The following is a 20,426-nucleotide window of genomic DNA, read 5'->3' as shown; positions in this document are numbered from 1 at the left end:
TTCTCCCAGGCGCGCCTGTTGACGTCGTAATCCGCAGGCACGCACCCTATCTACGCCGCATGAATGACATCACGAACAGACGCGCGCTTCTACTCGTCAATCCAAAGGCAAGGCGCGGGCAGGAATCTATCACACCGGTCGTCGAGCGGCTGGAAGCCGGTGGGCTCCGCGTCAGCGTCGAGACATTTGAGGCGCTGCCCGAGATAGCACGCGACATCGTGCGCCTTCGCCATAGGGCCGACCTTGTGATCGTGTGCGGCGGCGATGGCTCGGTGTCCTCGGCGGCGGTCGCGGTTATGGAAAGCGGGCTGCCGATGGGCATCATTCCGATGGGGACGGCGAACGATCTGGCGCGCACCCTCGAAATACCGTTGGATCTTGGGAAGGCGGCCGACGTGATTGTAGAGGGTGCAAGACGTCTGATCGATATCGGGACCGTCAATGGTCACGCGTTCTTCAACGTTGCGAGCATCGGCCTCAGCACCGATCTTGCCCAGGGTCTGGATCCGGCGCTGAAGAAGCGTTTCGGCAGGTTTGGCTATGCCTTGGCGGCCATGAAAGTGTTGACCAAGGCCCGCCACTTCGAAGCAAGGATTACCAAAAAGGGCGCAACGACCGAAGTCGAGACCTACCAGATAGCGGTCGGCAACGGCCGCCACTATGGCGGCGGCAACGTCGTCGAGGAGACAGCGGAGATCGATGACGGCCATCTCGACCTGTACAGCCTGGAAATGACGAACCTCTGGAAAATGGCGCTTATGCTGCGCTCGTTCCGCTCGGGCACGCATGGCGCATGGAGCGAGGTTCGCACGGCCAGATGCGTCGAGTTCGACATCGAGACGAAAAGGCCGATGCCGGTGAACACTGACGGTGAGATCGTGACCTCGACCCCGGCGCATTTCAAGGTCCACCCGAAGGCGATTTCGGTGTTCGCGCCGGCCGCCGCGCGCATGCAGCCCCGCACAAAGGTCCCTGGTGATGCGGTCAGCGCAACCAGCGGCTAGACCCGGCGATCAAGCGAGCACGTCGCTTGGTCCCACATAGCCTTCGGACACGCCTTCGATCATTGCTTGAGGAACGCGCCCGTGTAGGTCTGGCCGGCAAGCCTGACGGTTCCGGCCAGGGTTTTGTCGGGCCGCATGACAAAACTGAGGTCTGCGCCATTCGGCAGGCGCTCAAGCTTCAACGTCGTCCCCACAATTCTTCCAGCGCCGGCGGCCTCTCCCGGGTGGTTGTCGCCCAGAGTTCCCCACGCATAGGTAACCGTCACCTTGCCATTAGAAGAAATCGTCTGAACGGCAAGTTTGGCGTCATACATCCCATCCAATCGTCCGGCCCATAGACCCGAAAAAGCAGCGTATTTTGTCGGAACGGTCTTGTCGGGGGGAGTGACCGCCACGGATTGATCGATAATTGCCGAGCCGGAGGGAACAGCGGCAGGATCCGGGGCAGTTTGGGCAGGAATGGCATCAGGTTCTAGCGCAGGTTCGAGAGTGGGTCGCGGCGTTTCAGGAGCCGATTGGCACGCGGTTATGGCAAGCGCCACGAAGCCAAGCATTGCGTTGCACATTCGGCGTGCCATGTTCTGGTGCCCCGGCCATCTCTAGATTTAGCGCAGGCCAACCTTATCGCGCGTTTTCATGACCTCTGTCTACCCAAGGTGTCTCGTACGACAGCGGCTCGTCGAAGGACGTGCCGCGGTCGTGAGTGAATGCCTCCATTGGTCGCCCAAGTAGCCGCCATGGCGATAGTAAATGTTTTTGATTCAAAGATTTACGCCAGTATTTTGATCTATTTTCTAGATCTTTGGCTTTCGACCGCAGATGCCTAAGCTGCTATCGATGCAGTCGCTGCCGTCGGCCGCGACGCCGTCCACCATGACATGACCGATGCCCCGCGAGCAGCGCTCGATCCTCGCCTCGACGCGGTACACATCACGCAAAAGCGCCGGGGTGACAACATCTTCCGGCGTGCCGCAGGCGATCATCCGCCCCTCGGCGATGACGATGCATTTGTCAGCGAAGCGCAGGGCCTGATTGAGGTCGTGAATTGCGATCAGCACTGCTATTCCGTGCTTGCGCGCAAGCCCGCGCATGAAGCTCAGCACCTCGACCTGCCGGTGCAAGTCAAGCGCGGACGTCGGCTCGTCCATCAGCAGGATTTCAGGTTCGCGAGCGAGCGTCTGGGCAATGCTTACCACCTGCCTTTGCCCGCCGCTCAATTCTCCGACGTTGCAAAAGGCAAGATCCGAGATGCTGAGCGCGGCCAGGATGCCGTCTATGAGTGCGAGGTCGCCGTCGCTGACCGACCAGGCCGAGCCCTGCTTGCGGGCGAGCAGGATCGATTCATAGACAGTCAGCACCGCGTTGGCTGCCGTATCCTGCGGCATATAGCAGATGCCGTCCGGCCCCTTCACCGCTCCCTCGAGGCAGACGCGTCCCGGGCCCTTCAGAAGTCCTGCGATGCGCTTGAACAGCGTCGACTTCCCCGCTGCGTTGGGTCCGATAACGGCGACAACCTCGCCACCCCGGAAAATGGGAGTTGAAACGTCCGAAAGGACGAGCCGCGCCCCGTGGAAGGCTCCGAGACCATCGAGCCGGATCGTTACCATGAGCGCCTCACATTCGAGAGGATCAGCGAGATGAAGAAGGGAATGCCGATAAGCGAGGTGACAATGCCGATCGGGAAGATCGTGCCTGGAATGAGCGACTTGCTGGCAACCGAACTCGCCGAAAGGATGAGCGCGCCCGAAAGCGCCGAGGCGGGCAGGAAGAAGCGCTGATCTTCTCCGATCAGCATGCGGGCGATGTGCGGACCGACGAGCCCGATGAAGCCGATCGTGCCGACGAAGGCGACGGGAATGGCAGCAAGGAGGCTCACCATCATCATGGTTTCGAGCCTAAGGCGTGCGACCTTGACGCCAAAGCTCGCGGCCTTGTCCTCGCCTAGCCGCAGCGCCGTCAGCGCCCAGGCGCGGCGCACGAATATCGGAAGGGTTGCGAGAAGGATGAGGCTGGTGATGATGAGCTTGGGCCAGGTGGCTTTAGTGAGACTTCCCACCGTCCAGAACACGACCGCGGCGAGCGCCTGCTCGGAGGAAAGATACTGGACGAGCGACAGCAGCGCATTGAAGGTGAACACGAGCGCGATGCCGAGAAGCACGATGGTTTCGACCGTCACGCCGCGCTTGAGACTGAGCAGGTGGATGACGAGCGCGGTCAGCATCGCCACCACGAAGGCGTTGAGCGGCACGATGTATTCGATCGCCGCCGGGATCAGCGCGACGCCGAAGGCGAGCGCGAGTGCTGCGCCAAAGCTGGCCGCCGCCGAAATGCCGAGCGTGAACGGGCTGGCGAGCGGATTGTTGAGGATGGTCTGCATCTGCGCACCGGCGACCGACAGTGCTGCGCCGACGACCACTGCCATCAGCGCGATGGGAAGCCGGATGTCCCACAACACGACGCGCACCTGAAGCGGCACACTGCCGGGAGAAACCAGGGCGAGCACCACCTGGTCGAGGCTATAGCTTGCGGGTCCGAGCGCGAGGTCGATGCAGAGGCTCAGCAGCAGCGCCAGGGCGAGCCCCGCCAGGATCAGCTGCTTGCGCAGGACGAGGGCGCGGTAGAGCCCGCGCCCTTGTTTGGCTGACAGTGCGGCCGGTTCACTGCTCATCGGAGAGCGAGACCCAATGGCCGGGCCTGTACTCGACCGGCAGGAACTTCTCGTGCAACTCCTTGAAGGTGGCCTCGGCGTCGAGGTCGGTGAACAGGTCGGGGTGCAGCCATTTGGCCATCTGCTGTATGGCGACGAACTGAAAGGGGCTGTTGTAGAATTGGTGCCAGATGGCGTGGACCTGCCCGTTCTCCACCGCCTTGATGCCGGTTAGCGCGGGCCGCTCGGTCAGGCCCTTGAGTTTCTTCAGTGCCGCAGCTTCGTCGGCGCCGGGACCGACGCCGACCCATTTGCCGCCCGGCACATAGGCCTCCCAATTGCCGCCTGTCACAATCACCTGGTCGGGATCGCTGGCGATGATCTGTTCGGGATTGAGCGCGCCAAAGGTGCCTGGGATCAGGCCGGCCGCGATATTGGCCCCGCCGGCCATGTCGACGAACTTGCCAAAATTGTCGTTGCCGAAGCTCATGCAGCAATCATCGGAATAGCCCCCCGCGCGATCGATGAACACGGTCGGGCGCTTGGGATTCTTCTGCGCGATCACATCGGTGACGCGCGCGATCTGGGCGGCGCGGTAGGCGATGAACGCCTCGGCCCGCTGTTCCTGGCCAAGCAGCTTGCCGATCAGGCGCATGCTCGGCTCAGTGTTGGTGAAGGGTTGCTCGCGAAAATCGACATAGACCACCGGAATGCCGACGGCGGCGAGCTTCTCGATATATTGCGCGTCCTCGGTTGCCTGTTTGGACTCGATGTTCATGATCATCACGTCCGGCTGAAGCGCGATGGCCTGCTCGATGTCGAAGGTGCCGTCCTTGAAACCGCCGAAGGTCGGTATCGCCGCCATCGACGGGAATTTTTCCAGATAGACGGCGTAATTGTCGGGATCGGCCTGGGAGAAATCCTCGCGCCAGCCAACGATGCGCTTGAAAGGGTTGTCGGTATCGAGCGCGGCGATCAGGTAGATCTGCCGGCCTTCGCCGAGGATGACCTTCTCGACCGGCGTCTTCACCTCGACCTTGCGGCCGGCAATGTCGGTGACGGTCTCGGCGTGCGCGCCTGGAGTAAGCGGCATCAAGGCCGCGAGGGCGACCGCGGCCGCAAAAATCGATTTCAAGATCATTGGGCTCTCGCAATTCAGTTGCCGGCCCGGCTTATGAAACATGAATTGTATAATCAAGAATTTTCTTTTAGAGCAATTCCAATGTAGCCGCCTTTGGGGAGAGCGTTTCGGACAATGACGGCTCACGCAAACTATTCGCTGCGCGACGAAATTCGGGACTATTGGTCCGACCGCGCCGAGACGTTCGACCTGCAGGTCGGCCACGAGATTTTTTCCGAGCAGGAGCGTGCCGCCTGGCATGCGCTCATAAGCAGGCACGTTGGGCCAGGCGCCGGGCGGGCGTCTCTGGATCTCGCCTGCGGGACAGGCGTCATTTCGCATCTGATGCACGATCTGGGCTTTGTGGTGACAGGCCTCGACTGGTCGGAAGCCATGCTGGCCAAGGCGCGCGCCAAGGCACAAAACCGCTCCGCCGATATCCGCTTCATCATGAGGGATGCCGAACGCACGCTCGAGGACAAGGCGAGCTATGATGTCATTGTCACCCGTCACCTGGTCTGGACGTTGTTGGATCCGAAGGCGGCCTTTGCCGAATGGTTTTCGCTGCTGAAGCCCGGCGGCAAGCTGCTAATCATCGACGGCGATTTCGTCAGCCGCAACTGGGCGACGGGTTTGCGGGAAATTTGGGAGAAGCTCACGGCCGGCAAGTCCCGGGTCTCGGACAATGACGGCGCCGTCATGGCCAGACGTCACCAGAATATTCTTGCTCGTGTCTATTTCTCGGGCGGCGCACGGGCGGAAGAGATAGTGCGCTTGCTGGCCGAAGCCGGGTTCGAGCAGCCGGTCGTCGACTGGAAACTGGGCGCGATCCATCGCGCTCAGGCTCGACAGATGAGTTGGCCCAAGGCGCTCGAACGCGCCACTCAACATCGCTTCGCGATCTGCGCGACAAAGCCGCAGTAAACGCCTCGGCGCTGCCGGCATCGGTCGCTTCATGCCTGCTTCGTTTGAAGCCGTCCGTCGCCTCAAAGGAGCGAGGCGACGGCACGACAACGAATAGCTGCCGGTCTGCTTTAGCTCAGATGACAGTGCCTTCGCGGCAGCGCAGATCAGCGACGGCATCGGCCGGGTTTGTGCGGGTACTAAGCGCATATTGGACGATGCACTCCTGACCGTAGTCAGTGTCGATCACCAGGGGCAGAGCCCCTTTTCGGGTATCGGAAATACGCGAGAATTCCAGTTTAAGTGCCGGGCCATCATCTTCCAGGGGGCATGTTTTTCATCGAATTCGGGGCGCTTGTCCCAGATCAGAGGGCCCCAGCCAAGGATTGCTATGCGCGGGCGTTGCCCCAACTCAGACATGAGAAGCCTCCAGAGAATTTGCGACGAGCTGGCTGCGGTGCTTGATGGCCGCCACGGTCGAGGTCACAAGCTGATCGGGGAAGCTACTGGGCAGCGACTCGACAACAGCTTGTACTTGCCGATCGGCATTGGCTTCAATGTCTTCAAGAATCGCCCGCATCGCCGGAGTGCCGACACCAGCGATATCTGCCGTCTGCATGAAATGTCGTGGCACGACGTCACTGATGGCATAGTGGCGATTTGTTCCGACGGACATCGCAAGTTTGAATTTCTTGCGTTGAATTTGGCCCTGGTCGAGGCTCGGCTGCGCTGTCAGCACATCGTACAGCGGTGTCATGCGATAGCGCCCGCCGGGACCGAGGAAAATGCTGAAATTTTTTGCATGCCCATCGGTCGCGCCGAGCAGCCAGAATATGATGCTCGCATGCATGAACGTCGTGATGTCGGCATCAGGCGTGTCGCTGCCTTTGAGCAGATTGATGATCTCGCGCATACCGGGACCACCATCCGACTGGTACTTTTTTGTCGGCGGGATCGATAGCGCCTGGCAGATGTCTTCCTGCGGCAGTCGCAGCAGTCGTCCATCTCTTGCCCAAAGGCGATCGAAGCGTTCTACGATCAGTGTGCGGCGTTCCCCGAAATCGGCGATTTCAACGGGGGGTGTGGGGATACCAAACGAATGCAGCAGTCTGAGGCATAAATATTCGTTCTCGACGCTGTTGGAGAGGTCGATGCCATTGGGAAGCTGCCCAATCTGCGGTTTGAGGATGTGGGTGGTGGCCGTCGTTCCTATCGGCTTGAACCATTGGCCGTCCTTACGCAGCAGCGCGGTTTTTTCCTGAGCGCCAGCGATCGAGATTCGGAAATCTTGGTCTTCGCCCATGCCGAGGGGTGCTGCCGCGAGATTCTTGATGATGTCGGCGATCTCGTCGTCAGTGATCGGTTTGCCGTCGGTGTCGCCGGCGGTCCCGGGCTCGACGCCATCAGGCAGAAACTGGAGTGCGCCGACGCAATCATGACCGAGGGCCGTCAGCAGGCTGAAGGCGTCTGTGCCGTCTGCGCCAACGCGTTCGGCGACGCGCGTTCGGATGAGGTCGCTGTCAGGCAGCAGGTTGTCGAACACATTGATGACGGGGGTGCCAATATACCGATCCTCGCGCAAGGGCAGCGACAGTGACGCTGGGAACGTGCCGCGCCAGTTCAGCCAGTCGCGTCCGTACTGGAAGTCGATAGCACCTGTCGCCTCGCGGCGCAGGACGCCGACATGGCGGCTGTTCAGAAAGACATTGAGAGGAGCGTGAGCGCGTTTCCGTGCCATCAGAACAGGTCCTCGATATCGGCGGCACTGCCTTGGGTACGTGGCCGGACGACCAGTTCAAGGTTCAGAGCCGAAAGCGCTTCCATTAAAGTGCGCAGCTGGACAGCGGGCTCTCCGGCTTCCAGACGTGAGACAGTGCCCTGGCGCAGATGGATTTGTTCGCCTAGAGCCCCCTGGCTCAGCCGTGCCTGTTTTCGAGCGCGGCGCAGGATGGCGCCGAGCTGTTTTTCTGTGCGGGCGATCTGATCGGTCATAGCAGTCCTCCACACATCAATATACGCGATGGCGTATAAACTGTCAATATACGCGTTCGCGTTTAAAATTTTGATATACGCGAGGGCGTATAAAAGGTGAAAATACGCGTTTGCGTATGGCGCTTCCAAGCCGCCAGGTCTGAATTGGCGTGGCAGGCGAGCGGTTCAATAACTAGATAACGAGAACGCCTTTCACTCTGACGTGGCATTCTCATGAAAAAAATCGGGTTTCTGTCGTTCGGACACTGGGCGCCCTCGCCGCAATCGCAGACGCGATCAGCCTCCGACGCTCTGCTGCAATCCATCGAGCTTGCCGTTGCTGCCGAGGCGCTGGGCGCCGACGGGGCATATTTCCGTGTGCATCACTTCGCACGGCAACTCGGCTCGCCATTCCCGCTGTTGGCGGCAGTCGGCGCCAAGACCAGCCGCATCGAGATAGGCACAGCGGTGATCGACATGCGCTACGAGAACCCGCTCTACATGGCCGAGGACGCCGGTGCCGCCGACCTGATCGCCGGCGGGCGTCTGCAGCTGGGTATCAGCCGCGGCTCGCCCGAGCAGGTGATCGACGGCTGGCGCTACTTCGGCTACGCCCCGCAAGAGGGTGAGAGCGACGCCGACATGGCCCGGCGGCACACGGGAGTGCTGCTCGAAGTCTTGCGCGGCAAAGGATTTGCCCAGCCGAACCCGCGGCCGATGTTTCCAAACCCGCCCGGCCTGCTTCGCGTCGAACCACATTCGGAGGGTTTGCGCGACAGGATCTGGTGGGGCGCCGCGACCAATGCCACCGCGGAATGGGCGGCGAAACTGGGAATGAACCTGCAGAGCTCCACGCTCAAATTCGACGAGGGCGGAAAGCCTTTTCACATTCAGCAGGCCGAACAGATCCGGGCCTTTCGTGCGGCCTGGAACGCGGCCAGTCACGAACGCGAGCCGCGGGTGTCGGTGAGCCGTAGCATCTTCGCGCTGGTGGACGATCGCGACCGCGCCTATTTCGGCAGCAATGAGAGCGAGGATCATTTCGGCTACATCGAAGCGGACAGGCGCGCCGTGTTCGGCCGCACCTATGCCGCCGAGCCGGACGGCCTCATCGAGGAACTGAAGAAGGACGAGGCCATTGCGGAGGCCGACACGCTGCTGCTCACCGTTCCCAACCAGCTCGGCGTCGATTACAACGCGCATGTCATCGAGGCGATCCTGACCCATGTTGCCCCGGCCCTGGGCTGGCGCTGACGCCTGCGGCCAAAGCCCTGCCCTTCCGCGAATGCTTCACGCCAGGACAGCTGGTCCTTCGGCAGCCGGCCGCTCGGATCGAATACGTTCACCTTGTGCGGAAGATCCGGCCCCCAGTCCCACAGCACCAGGTTGCGGTCCTCCGTCTCGGCGCCCGGAGCAAAACTCGGAACCAGAATACCGGCAATGCCTTGAGGCCGCAGTCGGTCATAGATGAACCAGGATGCAGGACGCTCTCCCCCGCTGAGAGCCGTCGCCCAGGCGCAGGCCATGTCCTCGAACGTGACAGAAGATTCTCCCCTCCCCTGCTCCGTCGTCAGATCAGTGATGTCCCCGCAGTCCACCTCATAAGAGCACAGCACGCAGGGGTCGATCCGATGCGCGAAACCCTGGTTGGCTTCCTTGACCGCTGTCATTACGGTCAGCGCCAGATAAAGCGCCGGCACACCTTTGGGATTGAAGCGGGCACCCCTGATCACCGCTCCATCACCGGAAGTCGGTTTGAATGCCCAGCGTGGATCATGCGCCCTGTAGCAGGTTCCGACAAACCTCAAGCAAAGCCACCCAAAGCCATATGATCGAGATAGTCGCGAACGGCGGCGGCTTTGCCTTCCTTCACGAGGGCTTCGGCGGTGCGTCCGCCGAACGCCGGCAGCGGTTGGGCTCGGTACCAGGCCATGGCCTGTTCCTTGCCGCCCGCCCAATCGGCCACGCGGCTGATGATCTCGAGCATTTCCCGTAGACGCCCCTGTGTCTTGGCCGTGCGGCTGCGCTCTAGCCGATAGAGGGTTTCGCGGGCAAGACCGGTGGTCTCCGCCAGTTGGCTCTTGGACATTCCAAAACTGCCCGCCACCTGGTCAATGGCAATTTTCCCGGCCCGGTCCATATAGGACAAAACCAGAGATTCATTCTGCACCGGTGTCTTAAGGGCCTGACCCATAGATCTCTCTCTTGTCATATCCATAGTCACATTCACTGTGCAAAATATATGACAATTATCGACCGTCTTCAAGTCCCGGAAGCCGATGGCATCTCCAACCGAGCAGTGTGCCGCCACGGGCCGTCCGATGTGTCCACGTGACGTGCTGCTTCGAAGCACTCTTGTCCTACGTCTGTCGAACACATCGATTCGGCGGGACGCTGAGAATCGCATGCACTGCTCATTCGTTTCAGTTTAGCTCAGACGCGCCGAGAACATTTCTCGTGGTTGCGTCCTGCAAAACCATTTCCGATGCTTTCTCGGCGATCATGATCACTGGAGAGTTGGTGTTGCCGGAAACGATCGTAGGCATAATCGAAGCGTCGACGACGCGCAGGCCAGAAATGCCGTGCACCCGCAGCCGGCCGTCGACCACCGCCATCGAATCCGCGCCCATCTTGCAGGTGCCGACCGGGTGGAAAATAGTGGTGCCGATATCGCCGGCCTTGCGGACGAGATCTTCGTCGCTTTCATAATGTGCACCGGGCAGCATTTCCTCAGGCGCGAAACGGGCAATGGCGCGCGCCCTCATCAAGCGGCGGACATGGCGGAGCGATGCCACAGCCACGGCCCTGTCTCCGTCGGTAGACAAATAGTTCGGCCGGATCTTCGGAGCCGCCTGCGGATCGGACGCCTCCATGTGGACGCTGCCGCGGCTTTCCGGTCTAAGATTGCAGACCGAAACCGTGACCGCGGGGAAGCGATGCAGCGGCTCGCCCAGCCGGTCAGTGCTCAACGGCTGGACATGGTATTCGAGGTCGGGCGTCTCCAGGCGTGGGTCGCTTCTGGCGAAGATACCAAGCTGGCTCGGCGCCATCGACAGCGGTCCGCTGCGACGGATAGCGTATTCGACGCCCATCGCCGCGCGGCTAAACAGATTGTGGTAGCGCTGGTTTAGCGTCGAGGCGTTGGCGACCTTGAAGACTGTGCGGATCTGCAGATGATCCTGCAAGTTCTCGCCGACGCCTTTCAGCGCGTGGCGAACAGGGATTCCTGCTGCGCCAAGCACGTCGGGTCGGCCGACGCCGGAAAGCTCGAGCAGCTTCGGCGAATTGATCGCGCCAGCGGCAAGGATCGTCTCGCCTGCCCGTGCACGATGCAACTGGCCGCCCATGCGGAAGACAACGCCGGTGACGCAAGCTCCGTCGAAATGCAGATTCTCGGCCTCGGCGCCGGTGACGACTCGCAAATTCGGCCGCCGCAGCACGCTGCGCAGGAACGCCTTCGAGGTATTCCAGCGCACGCCTTTCCTCTGGTTGACCTCGAAATAGCCCGACCCCTCGTTGGTCCCGCCGTTGAAATCCTCAGTGCGGGGGATGCCGAGTTCCTCGGCAGCATCGCGGAAGGCATCCAGGATCGGCCACGACAGGCGCTGGCGCTCGACGCGCCATTCGCCACCGGCGCCGTGGAGGTCGTTGGCGCCACCAAAATGGTCCTCGGACTTGCGGAAATACGGAAGCACGTCATCCCAGCCCCAACCGGGATTTCCGGCTTGCCGCCAGCCATCATAGTCAGCCGCCTGGCCGCGCATGTAGATCATGCCGTTGATCGACGAGCAGCCGCCCAGAAGCTTGCCGCGCGGATAGTTGAGTGCACGACCGTTCAGCCCGGGCTCCGGCTCGGTCTTCATCAGCCAATCGGTGCGCGGGTTGCCCATGCAGTAGAGATAGCCGATGGGAATGTTGACCCAGTGATAGCGGTCGCTGCCGCCGGCTTCCAGAAGCAGCACGCGCATGGCTGGATTGGCCGACAGCCTGTTGGCCAGCACGCAGCCGGCTGAACCCGCGCCGACGATGATGAAGTCGTACTGTCCAAAATCGGCAGCGGTCTGTGTCAATTGGACGTCCGTTCGCTTGCCATCCTGTCCCATAGCGGACGCATGGCCTGGTTGATGTCGCCATAGAGACGATAGCGCTGCTCATAGGCCGATGCGATCGCGCTATTGGGCTGGTAGCAGCGGTCGGGCGCGGTCATCGCCGCGGCGCCCGCAGAGAAGTCGGCAAACAAGCCGACGCCTGTCCCGGCTGCAATTGCAGCTCCCAGCGCACCTGTCTCGCGGCTGCGCGCCACGGTCACCGGCACCCCGAGCACGTCGGCGAATATCTGCGGCCAGACGGCGCTGCGCGAGCCGCCGCCCGAAAGAACCGCCTGGCTGACAATGGCTCCCGCTCGACGCAGCGTCTCGACATGGCGCCGATGCTCAAAGACGACGCCCTCGAACAGCGCGCGCAGCATATGCGCCCGCGTGTGCCAGCCGGCGACGCCGTAGAAACCGGCACGCGCCTTGCCGTTCTGCTGCGAGCCGTAAAGGAATGGGTGGTAGATCGGCATGTCTCCCGCGGGATCGACGGAAGCAACAAGCTCGCTGCAGATATCGAATGGCGATGCGCCTGCCGGCGGCGCATGCTCGAAGAACTCACGCACGATCCACTCGAGATTTGCGGCCGAAGTGGCGCTCGATTCGATGGCGAGGTAACGCACCGGATCGAACGTCGACAGCATGAAGATCGACGGATCGCGGATCGGCTCCTGGGTGATAACCTGGTTGATGCTCCAGGTGCCGGCAATGATGGAGGCGGCGCCGGTGCTGGTGACGCCCGAACCGATGGCGCTGGCGACGACGTCGAACAGGCCCGCCACCACAGGCGTGCCCGCAAGAAGGCCGGTGGCGGCGGCGACATCGCGCGTGACATAGCCGGCAATGGCGGAGGCTTCCAGCACGCCAGGCAGCAATTCCATACAATCGTCGAGACCGTAGGCGGCCAGCAACTCAGGCTCATAGCGTCGGCCGGGCATTTGCAAAAGCCCGCAGCCCGACATGTCCGACGTCTCGGTCGAGCGCGCGCCGGTGAGGCGGTTGACGATAAAATCCTTGCACAGGAAGACGGTGCCTATTCTGGCAAAGAGCGCCGGATCATGGCGCCTGAGCCACGCCAGCAGGGTCGGCGTCTGCGCCGCCCAGGGCCGTTGCAGGCAGTGGGCATAGGTCCGGTCGCCAACGCCCGCGGCCGCCCATTCGCTGACGATGCCGACTCCGCGCGTGTCGAGCGACTGGATGCCGAGCAACGGGTCGCCGCAGCGGTCCAGCGCGTAGAGCCCGTTGCCGTGGCCGGCGCAGCCGATCACCGCGATGTCGCCGGCGTCGATGCCCGACTGGTCGAGGCATTGGCGGATGACCTCGACGGCGTTTCGCCATAATTCGCCGAGGTCCCGCTCGACATGGCCGGGCTTTGGCATGCAGGAGCGGCCATCGCGAGCGGCAAGCGCAAGCTCGCGACCTGCGGTGTCGAAGATGATGGCCTTGATGACGGTATTGCCCGCATCAAGACCAAGAATGTATCGCTGCATTGAAGCTCCTCCCAAGCCGCCAAAATTTATCCTTGTTGGTAGAGCTCCCAGGCCGCCGCGCCGTCGGCATTCTCATGGATGATCGCCATCAATCCTCTCACGACGGCACGAGGGTTGGAATGCTGGTATATGTTGCGGCCATAGACCATGCCTGCCGCGCCTTGTGCCATCAGCGCCGCCGACTTGTCGAAGACGGCGCGCAAATCCTCCCTGCCCCCACCGCGCACAAGGACAGGACAGCGCGCCGCCGCCACCACCCGGTGGAAGTCGTTCGGATCGGTCGTCGGATCCGCCTTGATGATATCGGCGCCCATCTCGCTGGCGAGCCGGGTCAGGGTGACGATCTTTTCGGGGTCGCCGTCGACCATGTAGCCTCCGCGCTCCGAGTTGGGCAGCATCGCCAGCGGCTCGATCATCAGCGGCAGGCCGTATTTTTCGCAGTCGGCGCGAACGCGGGCGATGTTGTGGACGCATTGCCGGAACAGATCCGGCTCATCGGGCAGCATGAATAGGTTGACGACCACGCAGGCCGCGTCCATCTCCAGCGCGCCGATCAGCGGCTCGGCTTCATTCTGCAGGATGGCCCACATCGAGCGATGGCGGGTTTTGTTATATGGATTGCCCATGTCAATGCGCATGACCAATGCTGGCTTGTCCTTGCCAGGCAGGGATTGCAGCAAATCGGCCTGGCCATAATTCATCTGAATGGCGTCTGGTCCGGCGGCGACCAGCTGGCCGACGACGCCAGCCATATCCTCCAGCCCTTCCAGAAACGACGGCTCGTTGCATACGCCATGGTCGATTGCGACGTCGAGACAGCGCGCCCCGCCGAACAAGCGGTTCATGCGGACTTTCTTGTTGATGCGCATTCGGCGCTCCTTCCTTGGTCTTTTTGCGATAGCTGGTCGAGATCGACGCCGTGCTGGCGTTGCATCAGGGCAAGGAAATCGGTGCGCTCGAATGCCTTGCGCGCAGCGTCCCAGCTCTTTTCGACAGCGAGAATATCGAGAACCGCATCGAGAAGGTCGCAAGAGAGAGCACCGGTGATGGCGATTGTCGTGCGGCGAAGCAGCAGGTCCTCCAGCTGTTCGACATATTCATTGGCGATGAGATATTGGATCTCCCGGGTCGAGTAGGCGTTGCCGGGCAAGCGCTCGTCATGTCCCGCTGCCATATGGGCGGCGACGGCATCCGCAACGGTGCCGTAGCGCTCGAACAGGCTGCGCATGCGGTCAAGCGGCAGGCCGTGTGCGGCCGCGCGTTCTGCGCACCATTTTTCGGGGGCCATGGGAAAATGCCGGCCGCCGCCGATCGGCATGTTTTCGGTGCCGACGATGCGCTGTCGGCACAATCGCTCGAGCACGATATTCGCTGCCAGTTCGCCGAACGAGCGGAAGGTTGTCCATTTCCCGCCGATCATGCAGAGCGTCGGCGGCACTATACCGGCGCCCTCGATGAGCTCGCAGAAATGATCGCGGGGAATGCGCCCGGTAAAACTGTCCTGGCTTATCGGTAGCGGCCTCACCCCGGTGAACTGAAAGACGATGTCGGAATCAGCGATCTCGATCTCGGGAAACACGAAGGACAGGGACTGCCGTATGTATTGCCGCTCGTCGTCCTCACAGCGCGCCTGGTCGGGATCGTCGATACGGATATCCGTCGAGCCGACCAGCACGTTGCCGAGATAGGGGAACAGGATGCAGATCCGGCCGTCCTCGTTCTCATAGTAGATCATGTGGCCGTCGAGCGCGTCGTGAAGCTCGCGATTATTGACGATCAGATGCGAACCTTTGGTGCCGCCCATGAGCTTCGGCGCGACGGCTCCGATCGCCAAATTGGTCAGGTCGATCCAGCCGCCTGTGGCGTTGACGACGAGCCGCGGCTTCACGGCGACCGTTTCGCCGGACAGTCGGTCGTTAAGCACCAGGCTGGCGTCATCGAGCGATACGCGTGCATAGTTGAGCGCTCGAGCTGACGGTTTTTGGTTCATGGTGTCGCGCAGCATCTCGGTACCCAGCCGCTCGGGGTGGCTGACCCAGGCGTCATAGTATGTCGCCGAATTGCGGATGGCGGGATTGATTGCAGGCCAGACCTTGAGTGTTTCAGCGCGGCTCCTGAATTTGTGCGTCGGGACGATACGCCGTGCGGCGGTGAATAAGTCATACATCGCCAAGCCGATCTTGATGACCAAAGCGCCGCGCCGGCCCGGACGACGGCTTAGCCCAAGGAAGCGGAATGCGCCATTTGCTATGCCTGAGAACAGGTCGAAGATTGGCACTGTGGTTGGCAGTGGCGCAACGTAATGCGGCGCGTTCTTCAACAACCGATCGCGTTCGAGCAGAGATTCGCGGACCAGTTTGAACTCGCCGTTTTCAAGGTAGCGCAAGCCGCCATGAACCATGCGCGAGAGGGCTGCGCTGGCGCCGCCACAATAATCGCCCTTTTCCGCGAGCAGCACATCGACGCCCTGCAAAGCGAGTTCGCGAAACACGCTGATGCCGTTAATGCCGCCGCCTATGACGAGGACGTCAACATCGGGGTTCTCGCGCAAGCCGGCGATCGTCTGGATGCGATTCATCTCAGGACGCGCTTTCGATCACGCATCTATCGCTACGAGATGCACGGCCACCGCCGCATCGATGGCCCCCAGTTCCGCCGTGCTCAGTAAAATCTCCCCCGCCCTGGCGTTGTCGAGCGCCTGCGTCGCGTTTCGCGCTCCACACAACGCGAAGGTGATGCCGGGCTGCGCCAGCGTCCAGGCGATGACGATCTGCGCCATGGTGGCCTGGTGGATCTCAGCGACCGGGGCCAGGGCATGTTTCAACGCGGCTACCTTGCACCGGTTAGCCTGAGAGAAGCGCGGATTGTCTTTGCGCTGGTCGTCGCCGCTGAACTCACGCGCCGGATCGATGGCGCCTGAGAGCAGGCCGAGTGCAAGCGACGAATAACTGAGTGCTGCAACTTGATGCTGGCGCGCGATCGGCAGCAATGTCTGCTCGATCTCGCGATCCAGCATCGAATATCTTTCCTGGATCGCGTCGAGCTGGCCAGCGGCGAGATACTGCTGCAGCTCGGCAGCATTGAGATTGCTTGCGCCGATGGCGCGGATCTTGCCAGCGGATTTGAGGCGTTCGAGCGCTTCCATTGTTTCGGCAATGGGTGTCGTCGGGTCTTGCCAGTGGGTGATGTAGAGATCGATATAGTCGGTGCCGAGCCGCCGCAGGCTCTGTTCCACTTCATAAGCGATGCCGTCGGCGCCCAGATATCGGTTCACCGGCGTTCCATCCTGATCGAAGAAGTGGTTGCCCTTTTTCGAATGCCAGTTCAGGCCACATTTGCTGGCGATGACCGCGCGGTCGCGCTGGCCCTTGATGGCCTTGCCGACGATCTCTTCGCTGCGACCGAGACCGTAAGCCGGCGCGGTGTCGATCAGCGAGACGCCGGCATCGATGGACGCCTGGATGGCGGCGATCGATGCTGCTTCATCCGTACCACCCCACATCCAGCCGCCGATGGCCCAGGTGCCGAGTCCCACCGCCGAAGCGACAACGCCGGACTTGCCGATTGAGCGGGTGATTTGTCGAGAATTCATGCTGCATTTCCTTCGGCGAGCTCGAGGATCTTCAAGCCGGTGGTTTCGTCGGTGACGAGAGTATCGAGATGAGAGCCGCGCATGGCACTGAGGATCGGGACCACCTTGCTGGCGCCGCTTGCGACCCCTATCGACTGCGGAATGGTCGCGAATTCCTCAAGCGTCAGCGAGACCAGTGAGCGGTTGAGGCTGTAGTCGGCGAGCTTGCCGTCGCTGTCTATGAGATGGGCGAGCAGCTCGCCCGCCGCGCCAGAGCGCTCGATGGCCAGCCGGTCGGCGCTCGAGGACGGGTGCAGATCGTAGTAGCTCGAATCGTCGGTCAGGATGGAGCCGATGCCGACGACCGCGAGCGTTGCTTCGCGCGCCTTTTTGAAGACATCCGAAACCGCCCGCACGCCCATCAGCATGTCGCGTTGGGCCGGGCTGTCGGCAAACAGCGGCGCGTGAACCTGATAGGCGCGGCCGCCGAGCTTGTCGGCCATCAGAGACGCGACATGATTGACGTCGGTGTAATGCTTGCCCTGGACCAGGCCGGTCGCGGGAACAACCTCGACGTCGTAGCTGCGGCTCGGCTTGAGGCCGGCGACGACGGCACTCACCCCCTTGCCCCCGGTAATGGAAATCGTGTCGCCGTCCTTGATCGTCTCGAGCACCAGCCTGGCCGCCGCCTCGCCGACGCGCTGGAGGGCAGTCTGCGGATTGTCCGAAACGGAAGGAACGACGACGGCCCTTTGGAGTCCCCCTATCGCGACAAGTCGCGCCTCGATGTCGACCAGTTGCTCGACCGGCGACTTGATCTTGATCTCGACAAGCCCGAGTTGATGACCGCGCTTGATCAGCCGGTTGACGGTCGCATGCGAGATGCCGAGCTCCTTGGCGATTTCAGCCTGCGTCTTGGCTTCCATGTAATGAAGCACAAGCGCCTGATACATCTGGCGGACGATCGTGACGTCATCCCGCGAATTGGTTGGTGACATGATGGATGCTCAACTCTTGCGCTGCTGCTCAGGATTTCCTGCGGTGCAGAAAGTGGTCGATCGATACCGCCGCGAGCAGGATGCATCCCTTGATCATGTCCTGCCAATAGACTGAAACGTCGAGCAGGATCAGCGAACTTGTGACGACCGAGAGCAGCGCCATGCCCAGTATGGCGCCAAAGATGGTGCCCGAGCCGCCATTGAGCGATGCTCCGCCAATCACCGCCGCGGCGATGATGTTGAGCTCCATGCCAGCGCCGAAGGTCGGGGTCGCAGCGCCAAAGCGTGACATATAGATGACGCCGGCAAAGCCCGCGAGGGTGGAGCAGAGAACCGTCACCCAGAATTTGACCTGCTTGGTCTTGATGCCCGAAAATTGGGCCGCCTTCTCGTTGCTGCCGGTATAGAAGACCTTGCGGAAGGCGGTGGCGCGCCGAAGCAGAAAATCGAAGATGGCCACGACCACGACAAAGATGACGATGACATAAGGCACATTGCCGAAGCTGCCCTGGCCGATCGCCTTGAACCCGGGCGGCAGGGTGAACAGCGACAGCGGGGTTCCCTTGGTGATGACAAGGCAGAGACCGCGCACGATCACCATCGCCGCCAACGATGTGATGAAATGATTGAGCCCGATAACGGTGACGAAGAAGCCCATGACCGCGCCGATCAGCGCGCTGGCGCCTATGCCGATGAGGCTCGCGGTCCACGGGTCCAGCCCCATCAGGAAGAGAGCGCCTGACACGACCATGGAGAAGCAGACCACCGACCCGACGGAAAGGTCGATGCCGCCGACAATGAGGAGTATCGTCATGCCGACCACGACAATGCCTTCAATGGAGAAGCTCATCAGCATTGCGCGGAAATTCCCCCAGGTCAGGAAATGCGGCGAGGCGAATGTCATGGCGAGGCACAGCGCCAGCATGATTGCGATCAGCCCCGCCTCGCGCATTGACCCCAGACGCAGCCAGTTGCGCCCGCCAAGCCCGGGGGCGCTCGCCTTGATTTCGGCCTCCATGAGGGTTCCTCCGGTCTGTCTAAGCGACATTCTGAACCTGCCTTGCGTTTGATCGTTGCTGGCGGACACCCGAAGCCAGCAGCATGATTGCCTCTTCGGTCAATTCGTCCGCTCCCAGTTCGCCGACGATGGCACCTTCGCGTATGACAAGCACCCGGTCGCTGAGTCCGATCAATTCCGGAAGCTCGGATGAAATCACGATGACGCCGACGCCCCGCTCGGCGAGATCGCGAAGCAGGCGATGAATTTCCACTTTGGCGCCGACGTCGACCCCGCGTGTGGGCTCGTCCAGAATGACCACTTTGGGGCCGACCGAAAGAAGCCTGGCGATGGCGACTTTCTGCTGATTGCCACCGCTAAGCGTCGACACCTGTGTCTCGATGCCGCCCATGCGCACACCGTGGCGCTCGACCAGGTCGGTGGCTTGCTTTGCCTCGGCGCGGCGATCGAGCAGCCCAAGCGGCGTGGTCAGCTTCCGAAGGTCCAGCGCGGAGATGTTCGAGGCAACCGACAGGTCCAGGAACAGGCCAGACGCCTTGCGGTCCTCTGAGAGGTAGACCAGACCCGCGCGCACCGCATCGCTGTAGGTCCTGATGCTGACCGGCTCGCCATTGAGTTCGACCGATCCCGACACTTTTGGGCACAAGCCGCAAACGGTCTGGACCATCTCGCTGCGGCCGGCGCCAATCAACCCGCCGATGCCAAGAATTTCGCCTGCTCGGAGCGTGAAACCAACGCCGGCGGAACCCTGTCGATAGGAAAGATTTTCGACCGACAGCACAGGGCGGTCGGTACGCCGCTCAGGCGAGAGCTTTTGCGGATAGAGCCGCGTGATTTCGCGCCCGACCATCTTGCGCACGACGTCATTGGGAGTGACCGAAGCGATAGGATCGGTCGCAACGTATCTGCCGTCACGAAACACCGTGACGCGGTCGCACAGGCTGAAGATCTCTGCCATGCGGTGGCTGATGTAGATAATTGAAATTCCGCGCGCCTTGAGATCGCGGACGATTGCGAAAAGCCGCTGCGCCTCGGTCTCGGTCAGCGCGGCCGTCGGTTCGTCGAGCATCAGCACCCGGCATTCGAGCGTCAGCGCCTTGGCGATTTCCACGAGTTGCTGGTTGGAAATCGAAAGATCGGCGACCGGCGTCTCGACCGGGATTGGCGCCAGCAGGTCCATTATCTTCTGCGCATCGGCGTAGAGGCGGCGAAAATTCATCAGCGGCGCGCGCCGATTGTTGATCGCCGCCATGAGGATATTCTCGGCGACCGTGGCATCCTGGCAGAGCGCGATTTCCTGATGGACGAGGCCTATGCCAAGCCGCTGCGCGGCGGATGGCGATGTGATGGTGACGTTCTTGCCTTCGAGACGAATGGCGCCTTCGTCGGGTTGCACAATGCCGGCGATGATATTCATCAGCGTGGACTTGCCCGCGCCATTCTCGCCGCACAGCGCGTGAATTTCGCCCCGCTGCAGCGTGAAATCGACCCCGGTCAGCGCTTTGATGGCGCCGAAGGATTTCGAGATGTCGCGAATTTCAAGAATGGCGGCGGCAGTCACTCCGTCCCCCTGCAGCGTTGAAATTGATGATATGGCCCGGGTTGACGGGGCG

At 61.7% G+C, this 20,426-nt stretch carries 18 protein-coding genes and 1 pseudogene; 3 read left to right on the top strand and 16 right to left on the bottom strand.

Going from position 1 to position 20,426, the window contains the following annotated elements:
• Positions 1-59 precede the first annotated feature (59 nt).
• Positions 60-1,004, top strand: coding sequence for a lipid kinase (locus tag NMG80_RS24625; protein ID WP_254020507.1), 945 nt, complete (start codon positions 60-62; stop codon positions 1,002-1,004).
• A 59-nt stretch (positions 1,005-1,063) separates the two neighbouring features.
• On the opposite strand, the gene NMG80_RS24620 is transcribed toward NMG80_RS24625, so the two are convergent.
• From NMG80_RS24620 to NMG80_RS24605, 4 genes are all read right to left on the bottom strand, one after another.
• Positions 1,064-1,570, bottom strand: coding sequence for a hypothetical protein (locus tag NMG80_RS24620; protein WP_254020506.1), 507 nt, complete (start codon positions 1,568-1,570; stop codon positions 1,064-1,066).
• 228 nt (positions 1,571-1,798) lie between these two features.
• Complete coding sequence (locus NMG80_RS24615; protein ID WP_254020505.1) at positions 1,799-2,611, bottom strand: ABC transporter ATP-binding protein; 813 nt, start codon at positions 2,609-2,611, stop codon at positions 1,799-1,801.
• The gene (locus tag NMG80_RS24610; protein ID WP_254020504.1) at positions 2,605-3,672 is read right to left on the bottom strand and encodes a FecCD family ABC transporter permease; all 1,068 of its coding nucleotides are present in this window, start codon (positions 3,670-3,672) and stop codon (positions 2,605-2,607) included. The genes NMG80_RS24615 and NMG80_RS24610 overlap by 7 nt, the downstream gene beginning before the upstream one ends.
• Positions 3,662-4,792, bottom strand: coding sequence for an ABC transporter substrate-binding protein (locus NMG80_RS24605; RefSeq protein WP_436798673.1), 1,131 nt, complete (start codon positions 4,790-4,792; stop codon positions 3,662-3,664). The genes NMG80_RS24610 and NMG80_RS24605 overlap by 11 nt, the downstream gene beginning before the upstream one ends.
• Positions 4,793-4,906: 114 nt before the next feature.
• On the opposite strand from NMG80_RS24605, the gene NMG80_RS24600 reads away from it, so the two are divergent.
• Positions 4,907-5,695, top strand: coding sequence for a class I SAM-dependent methyltransferase (locus NMG80_RS24600; protein WP_254020503.1), 789 nt, complete (start codon positions 4,907-4,909; stop codon positions 5,693-5,695).
• Between the two features lie 391 nt (positions 5,696-6,086).
• Here the strand turns inward: NMG80_RS24600 and NMG80_RS24595 are convergent, their stop codons facing one another.
• Both NMG80_RS24595 and NMG80_RS24590 read right to left on the bottom strand, forming a co-directional pair.
• Positions 6,087-7,412 (bottom strand): type II toxin-antitoxin system HipA family toxin, encoded by a 1,326-nt coding sequence (locus tag NMG80_RS24595; protein ID WP_254020502.1) that lies wholly within the window; start codon positions 7,410-7,412, stop codon positions 6,087-6,089.
• Positions 7,412-7,666 carry a helix-turn-helix domain-containing protein gene (locus NMG80_RS24590; RefSeq protein WP_095486276.1) on the bottom strand — a complete coding sequence of 85 codons (255 nt, stop codon included), beginning with the start codon at positions 7,664-7,666 and terminating at the stop codon, positions 7,412-7,414. The genes NMG80_RS24595 and NMG80_RS24590 overlap by 1 nt, the downstream gene beginning before the upstream one ends.
• Before the next feature lie 213 nt (positions 7,667-7,879).
• On the opposite strand from NMG80_RS24590, the gene NMG80_RS24585 reads away from it, so the two are divergent.
• Positions 7,880-8,899: an LLM class flavin-dependent oxidoreductase gene (locus NMG80_RS24585; protein WP_254020501.1), complete on the top strand. Its 1,020-nt coding sequence runs from the start codon at positions 7,880-7,882 to the stop codon at positions 8,897-8,899.
• A gap of 41 nt (positions 8,900-8,940) precedes the next feature.
• Here NMG80_RS24585 and NMG80_RS24580 read toward each other — a convergent pair.
• The 10 genes and pseudogenes from NMG80_RS24580 to NMG80_RS24535 all read right to left on the bottom strand — a co-directional run.
• A pseudogene (locus NMG80_RS24580) lies at positions 8,941-9,453 on the bottom strand (RES family NAD+ phosphorylase); the annotation flags it as partial.
• Positions 9,450-9,839, bottom strand: coding sequence for an antitoxin Xre/MbcA/ParS toxin-binding domain-containing protein (locus NMG80_RS24575; RefSeq protein WP_254020500.1), 390 nt, complete (start codon positions 9,837-9,839; stop codon positions 9,450-9,452). The pseudogene NMG80_RS24580 and the gene NMG80_RS24575, both read right to left, overlap by 4 nt.
• Positions 9,840-10,068: 229 nt before the next feature.
• The gene (locus NMG80_RS24570) at positions 10,069-11,715 is read right to left on the bottom strand and encodes a GMC family oxidoreductase (protein ID WP_254020499.1); all 1,647 of its coding nucleotides are present in this window, start codon (positions 11,713-11,715) and stop codon (positions 10,069-10,071) included.
• Positions 11,712-13,226 carry an FGGY-family carbohydrate kinase gene (locus tag NMG80_RS24565; RefSeq protein WP_254020498.1) on the bottom strand — a complete coding sequence of 505 codons (1,515 nt, stop codon included), beginning with the start codon at positions 13,224-13,226 and terminating at the stop codon, positions 11,712-11,714. Before NMG80_RS24565 ends, NMG80_RS24570 begins: the two co-directional genes overlap by 4 nt.
• Positions 13,227-13,252: 26 nt before the next feature.
• On the bottom strand, positions 13,253-14,095 hold the full coding sequence (locus NMG80_RS24560) for a class I fructose-bisphosphate aldolase (RefSeq protein ID WP_254020497.1): 843 nt from the start codon (positions 14,093-14,095) through the stop codon (positions 13,253-13,255).
• The gene (locus NMG80_RS24555; RefSeq protein ID WP_254020496.1) at positions 14,068-15,804 is read right to left on the bottom strand and encodes a glycerol-3-phosphate dehydrogenase/oxidase; all 1,737 of its coding nucleotides are present in this window, start codon (positions 15,802-15,804) and stop codon (positions 14,068-14,070) included. The genes NMG80_RS24560 and NMG80_RS24555 overlap by 28 nt, the downstream gene beginning before the upstream one ends.
• An 18-nt stretch (positions 15,805-15,822) precedes the next feature.
• Positions 15,823-16,818, bottom strand: a complete 996-nt coding sequence (locus NMG80_RS24550) for an aldo/keto reductase (RefSeq protein WP_254020495.1) — start codon at positions 16,816-16,818, stop codon at positions 15,823-15,825.
• A complete protein-coding gene (locus NMG80_RS24545; RefSeq protein ID WP_254020494.1) occupies positions 16,815-17,795 on the bottom strand; it encodes a sugar-binding transcriptional regulator in 981 nt (326 codons plus the stop codon). The genes NMG80_RS24550 and NMG80_RS24545 overlap by 4 nt, the downstream gene beginning before the upstream one ends.
• Positions 17,796-17,823: 28 nt before the next feature.
• Positions 17,824-18,813 (bottom strand): ABC transporter permease, encoded by a 990-nt coding sequence (locus NMG80_RS24540; RefSeq protein WP_254020493.1) that lies wholly within the window; start codon positions 18,811-18,813, stop codon positions 17,824-17,826.
• A gap of 19 nt (positions 18,814-18,832) precedes the next feature.
• Entirely contained in the window at positions 18,833-20,374 is a 1,542-nt protein-coding gene (locus NMG80_RS24535; RefSeq protein WP_254020492.1) for a sugar ABC transporter ATP-binding protein, read from the bottom strand.
• Positions 20,375-20,426: the final 52 nt, after the last annotated feature.

Source organism: Mesorhizobium escarrei, from assembly GCF_935825525.1.
Lineage (GTDB): Bacteria > Pseudomonadota > Alphaproteobacteria > Rhizobiales > Rhizobiaceae > Mesorhizobium > Mesorhizobium escarrei.
The sequence above is the reverse complement of the archived record's forward strand: the minus strand, read 5'-3'. Positions and strand labels throughout refer to the sequence as shown.

Bases quoted from the DNA above. Each gene is read 5' to 3' on its own strand.
- NMG80_RS24625 (WP_254020507.1), top strand. From the start codon at position 60: ATGAATGACATCACGAACAGACGCGCGCTTCTACTCGTCAATCCAAAG.
- NMG80_RS24620 (WP_254020506.1), bottom strand. From the start codon at position 1,570: ATGTGCAACGCAATGCTTGGCTTCGTGGCGCTTGCCATAACCGCGTGC.
- NMG80_RS24615 (WP_254020505.1), bottom strand. From the start codon at position 2,611: ATGGTAACGATCCGGCTCGATGGTCTCGGAGCCTTCCACGGGGCGCGG.
- NMG80_RS24610 (WP_254020504.1), bottom strand. From the start codon at position 3,672: ATGAGCAGTGAACCGGCCGCACTGTCAGCCAAACAAGGGCGCGGGCTC.
- NMG80_RS24605 (WP_436798673.1), bottom strand. From the start codon at position 4,792: ATGATCTTGAAATCGATTTTTGCGGCCGCGGTCGCCCTCGCGGCCTTG.
- NMG80_RS24600 (WP_254020503.1), top strand. From the start codon at position 4,907: ATGACGGCTCACGCAAACTATTCGCTGCGCGACGAAATTCGGGACTAT.
- NMG80_RS24595 (WP_254020502.1), bottom strand. From the start codon at position 7,412: ATGGCACGGAAACGCGCTCACGCTCCTCTCAATGTCTTTCTGAACAGC.
- NMG80_RS24590 (WP_095486276.1), bottom strand. From the start codon at position 7,666: ATGACCGATCAGATCGCCCGCACAGAAAAACAGCTCGGCGCCATCCTG.
- NMG80_RS24585 (WP_254020501.1), top strand. From the start codon at position 7,880: ATGAAAAAAATCGGGTTTCTGTCGTTCGGACACTGGGCGCCCTCGCCG.
- NMG80_RS24575 (WP_254020500.1), bottom strand. From the start codon at position 9,839: ATGGGTCAGGCCCTTAAGACACCGGTGCAGAATGAATCTCTGGTTTTG.
- NMG80_RS24565 (WP_254020498.1), bottom strand. From the start codon at position 13,226: ATGCAGCGATACATTCTTGGTCTTGATGCGGGCAATACCGTCATCAAG.
- NMG80_RS24560 (WP_254020497.1), bottom strand. From the start codon at position 14,095: ATGCGCATCAACAAGAAAGTCCGCATGAACCGCTTGTTCGGCGGGGCG.
- NMG80_RS24555 (WP_254020496.1), bottom strand. From the start codon at position 15,804: ATGAATCGCATCCAGACGATCGCCGGCTTGCGCGAGAACCCCGATGTT.
- NMG80_RS24550 (WP_254020495.1), bottom strand. From the start codon at position 16,818: ATGAATTCTCGACAAATCACCCGCTCAATCGGCAAGTCCGGCGTTGTC.
- NMG80_RS24545 (WP_254020494.1), bottom strand. From the start codon at position 17,795: ATGTCACCAACCAATTCGCGGGATGACGTCACGATCGTCCGCCAGATG.
- NMG80_RS24540 (WP_254020493.1), bottom strand. From the start codon at position 18,813: ATGGAGGCCGAAATCAAGGCGAGCGCCCCCGGGCTTGGCGGGCGCAAC.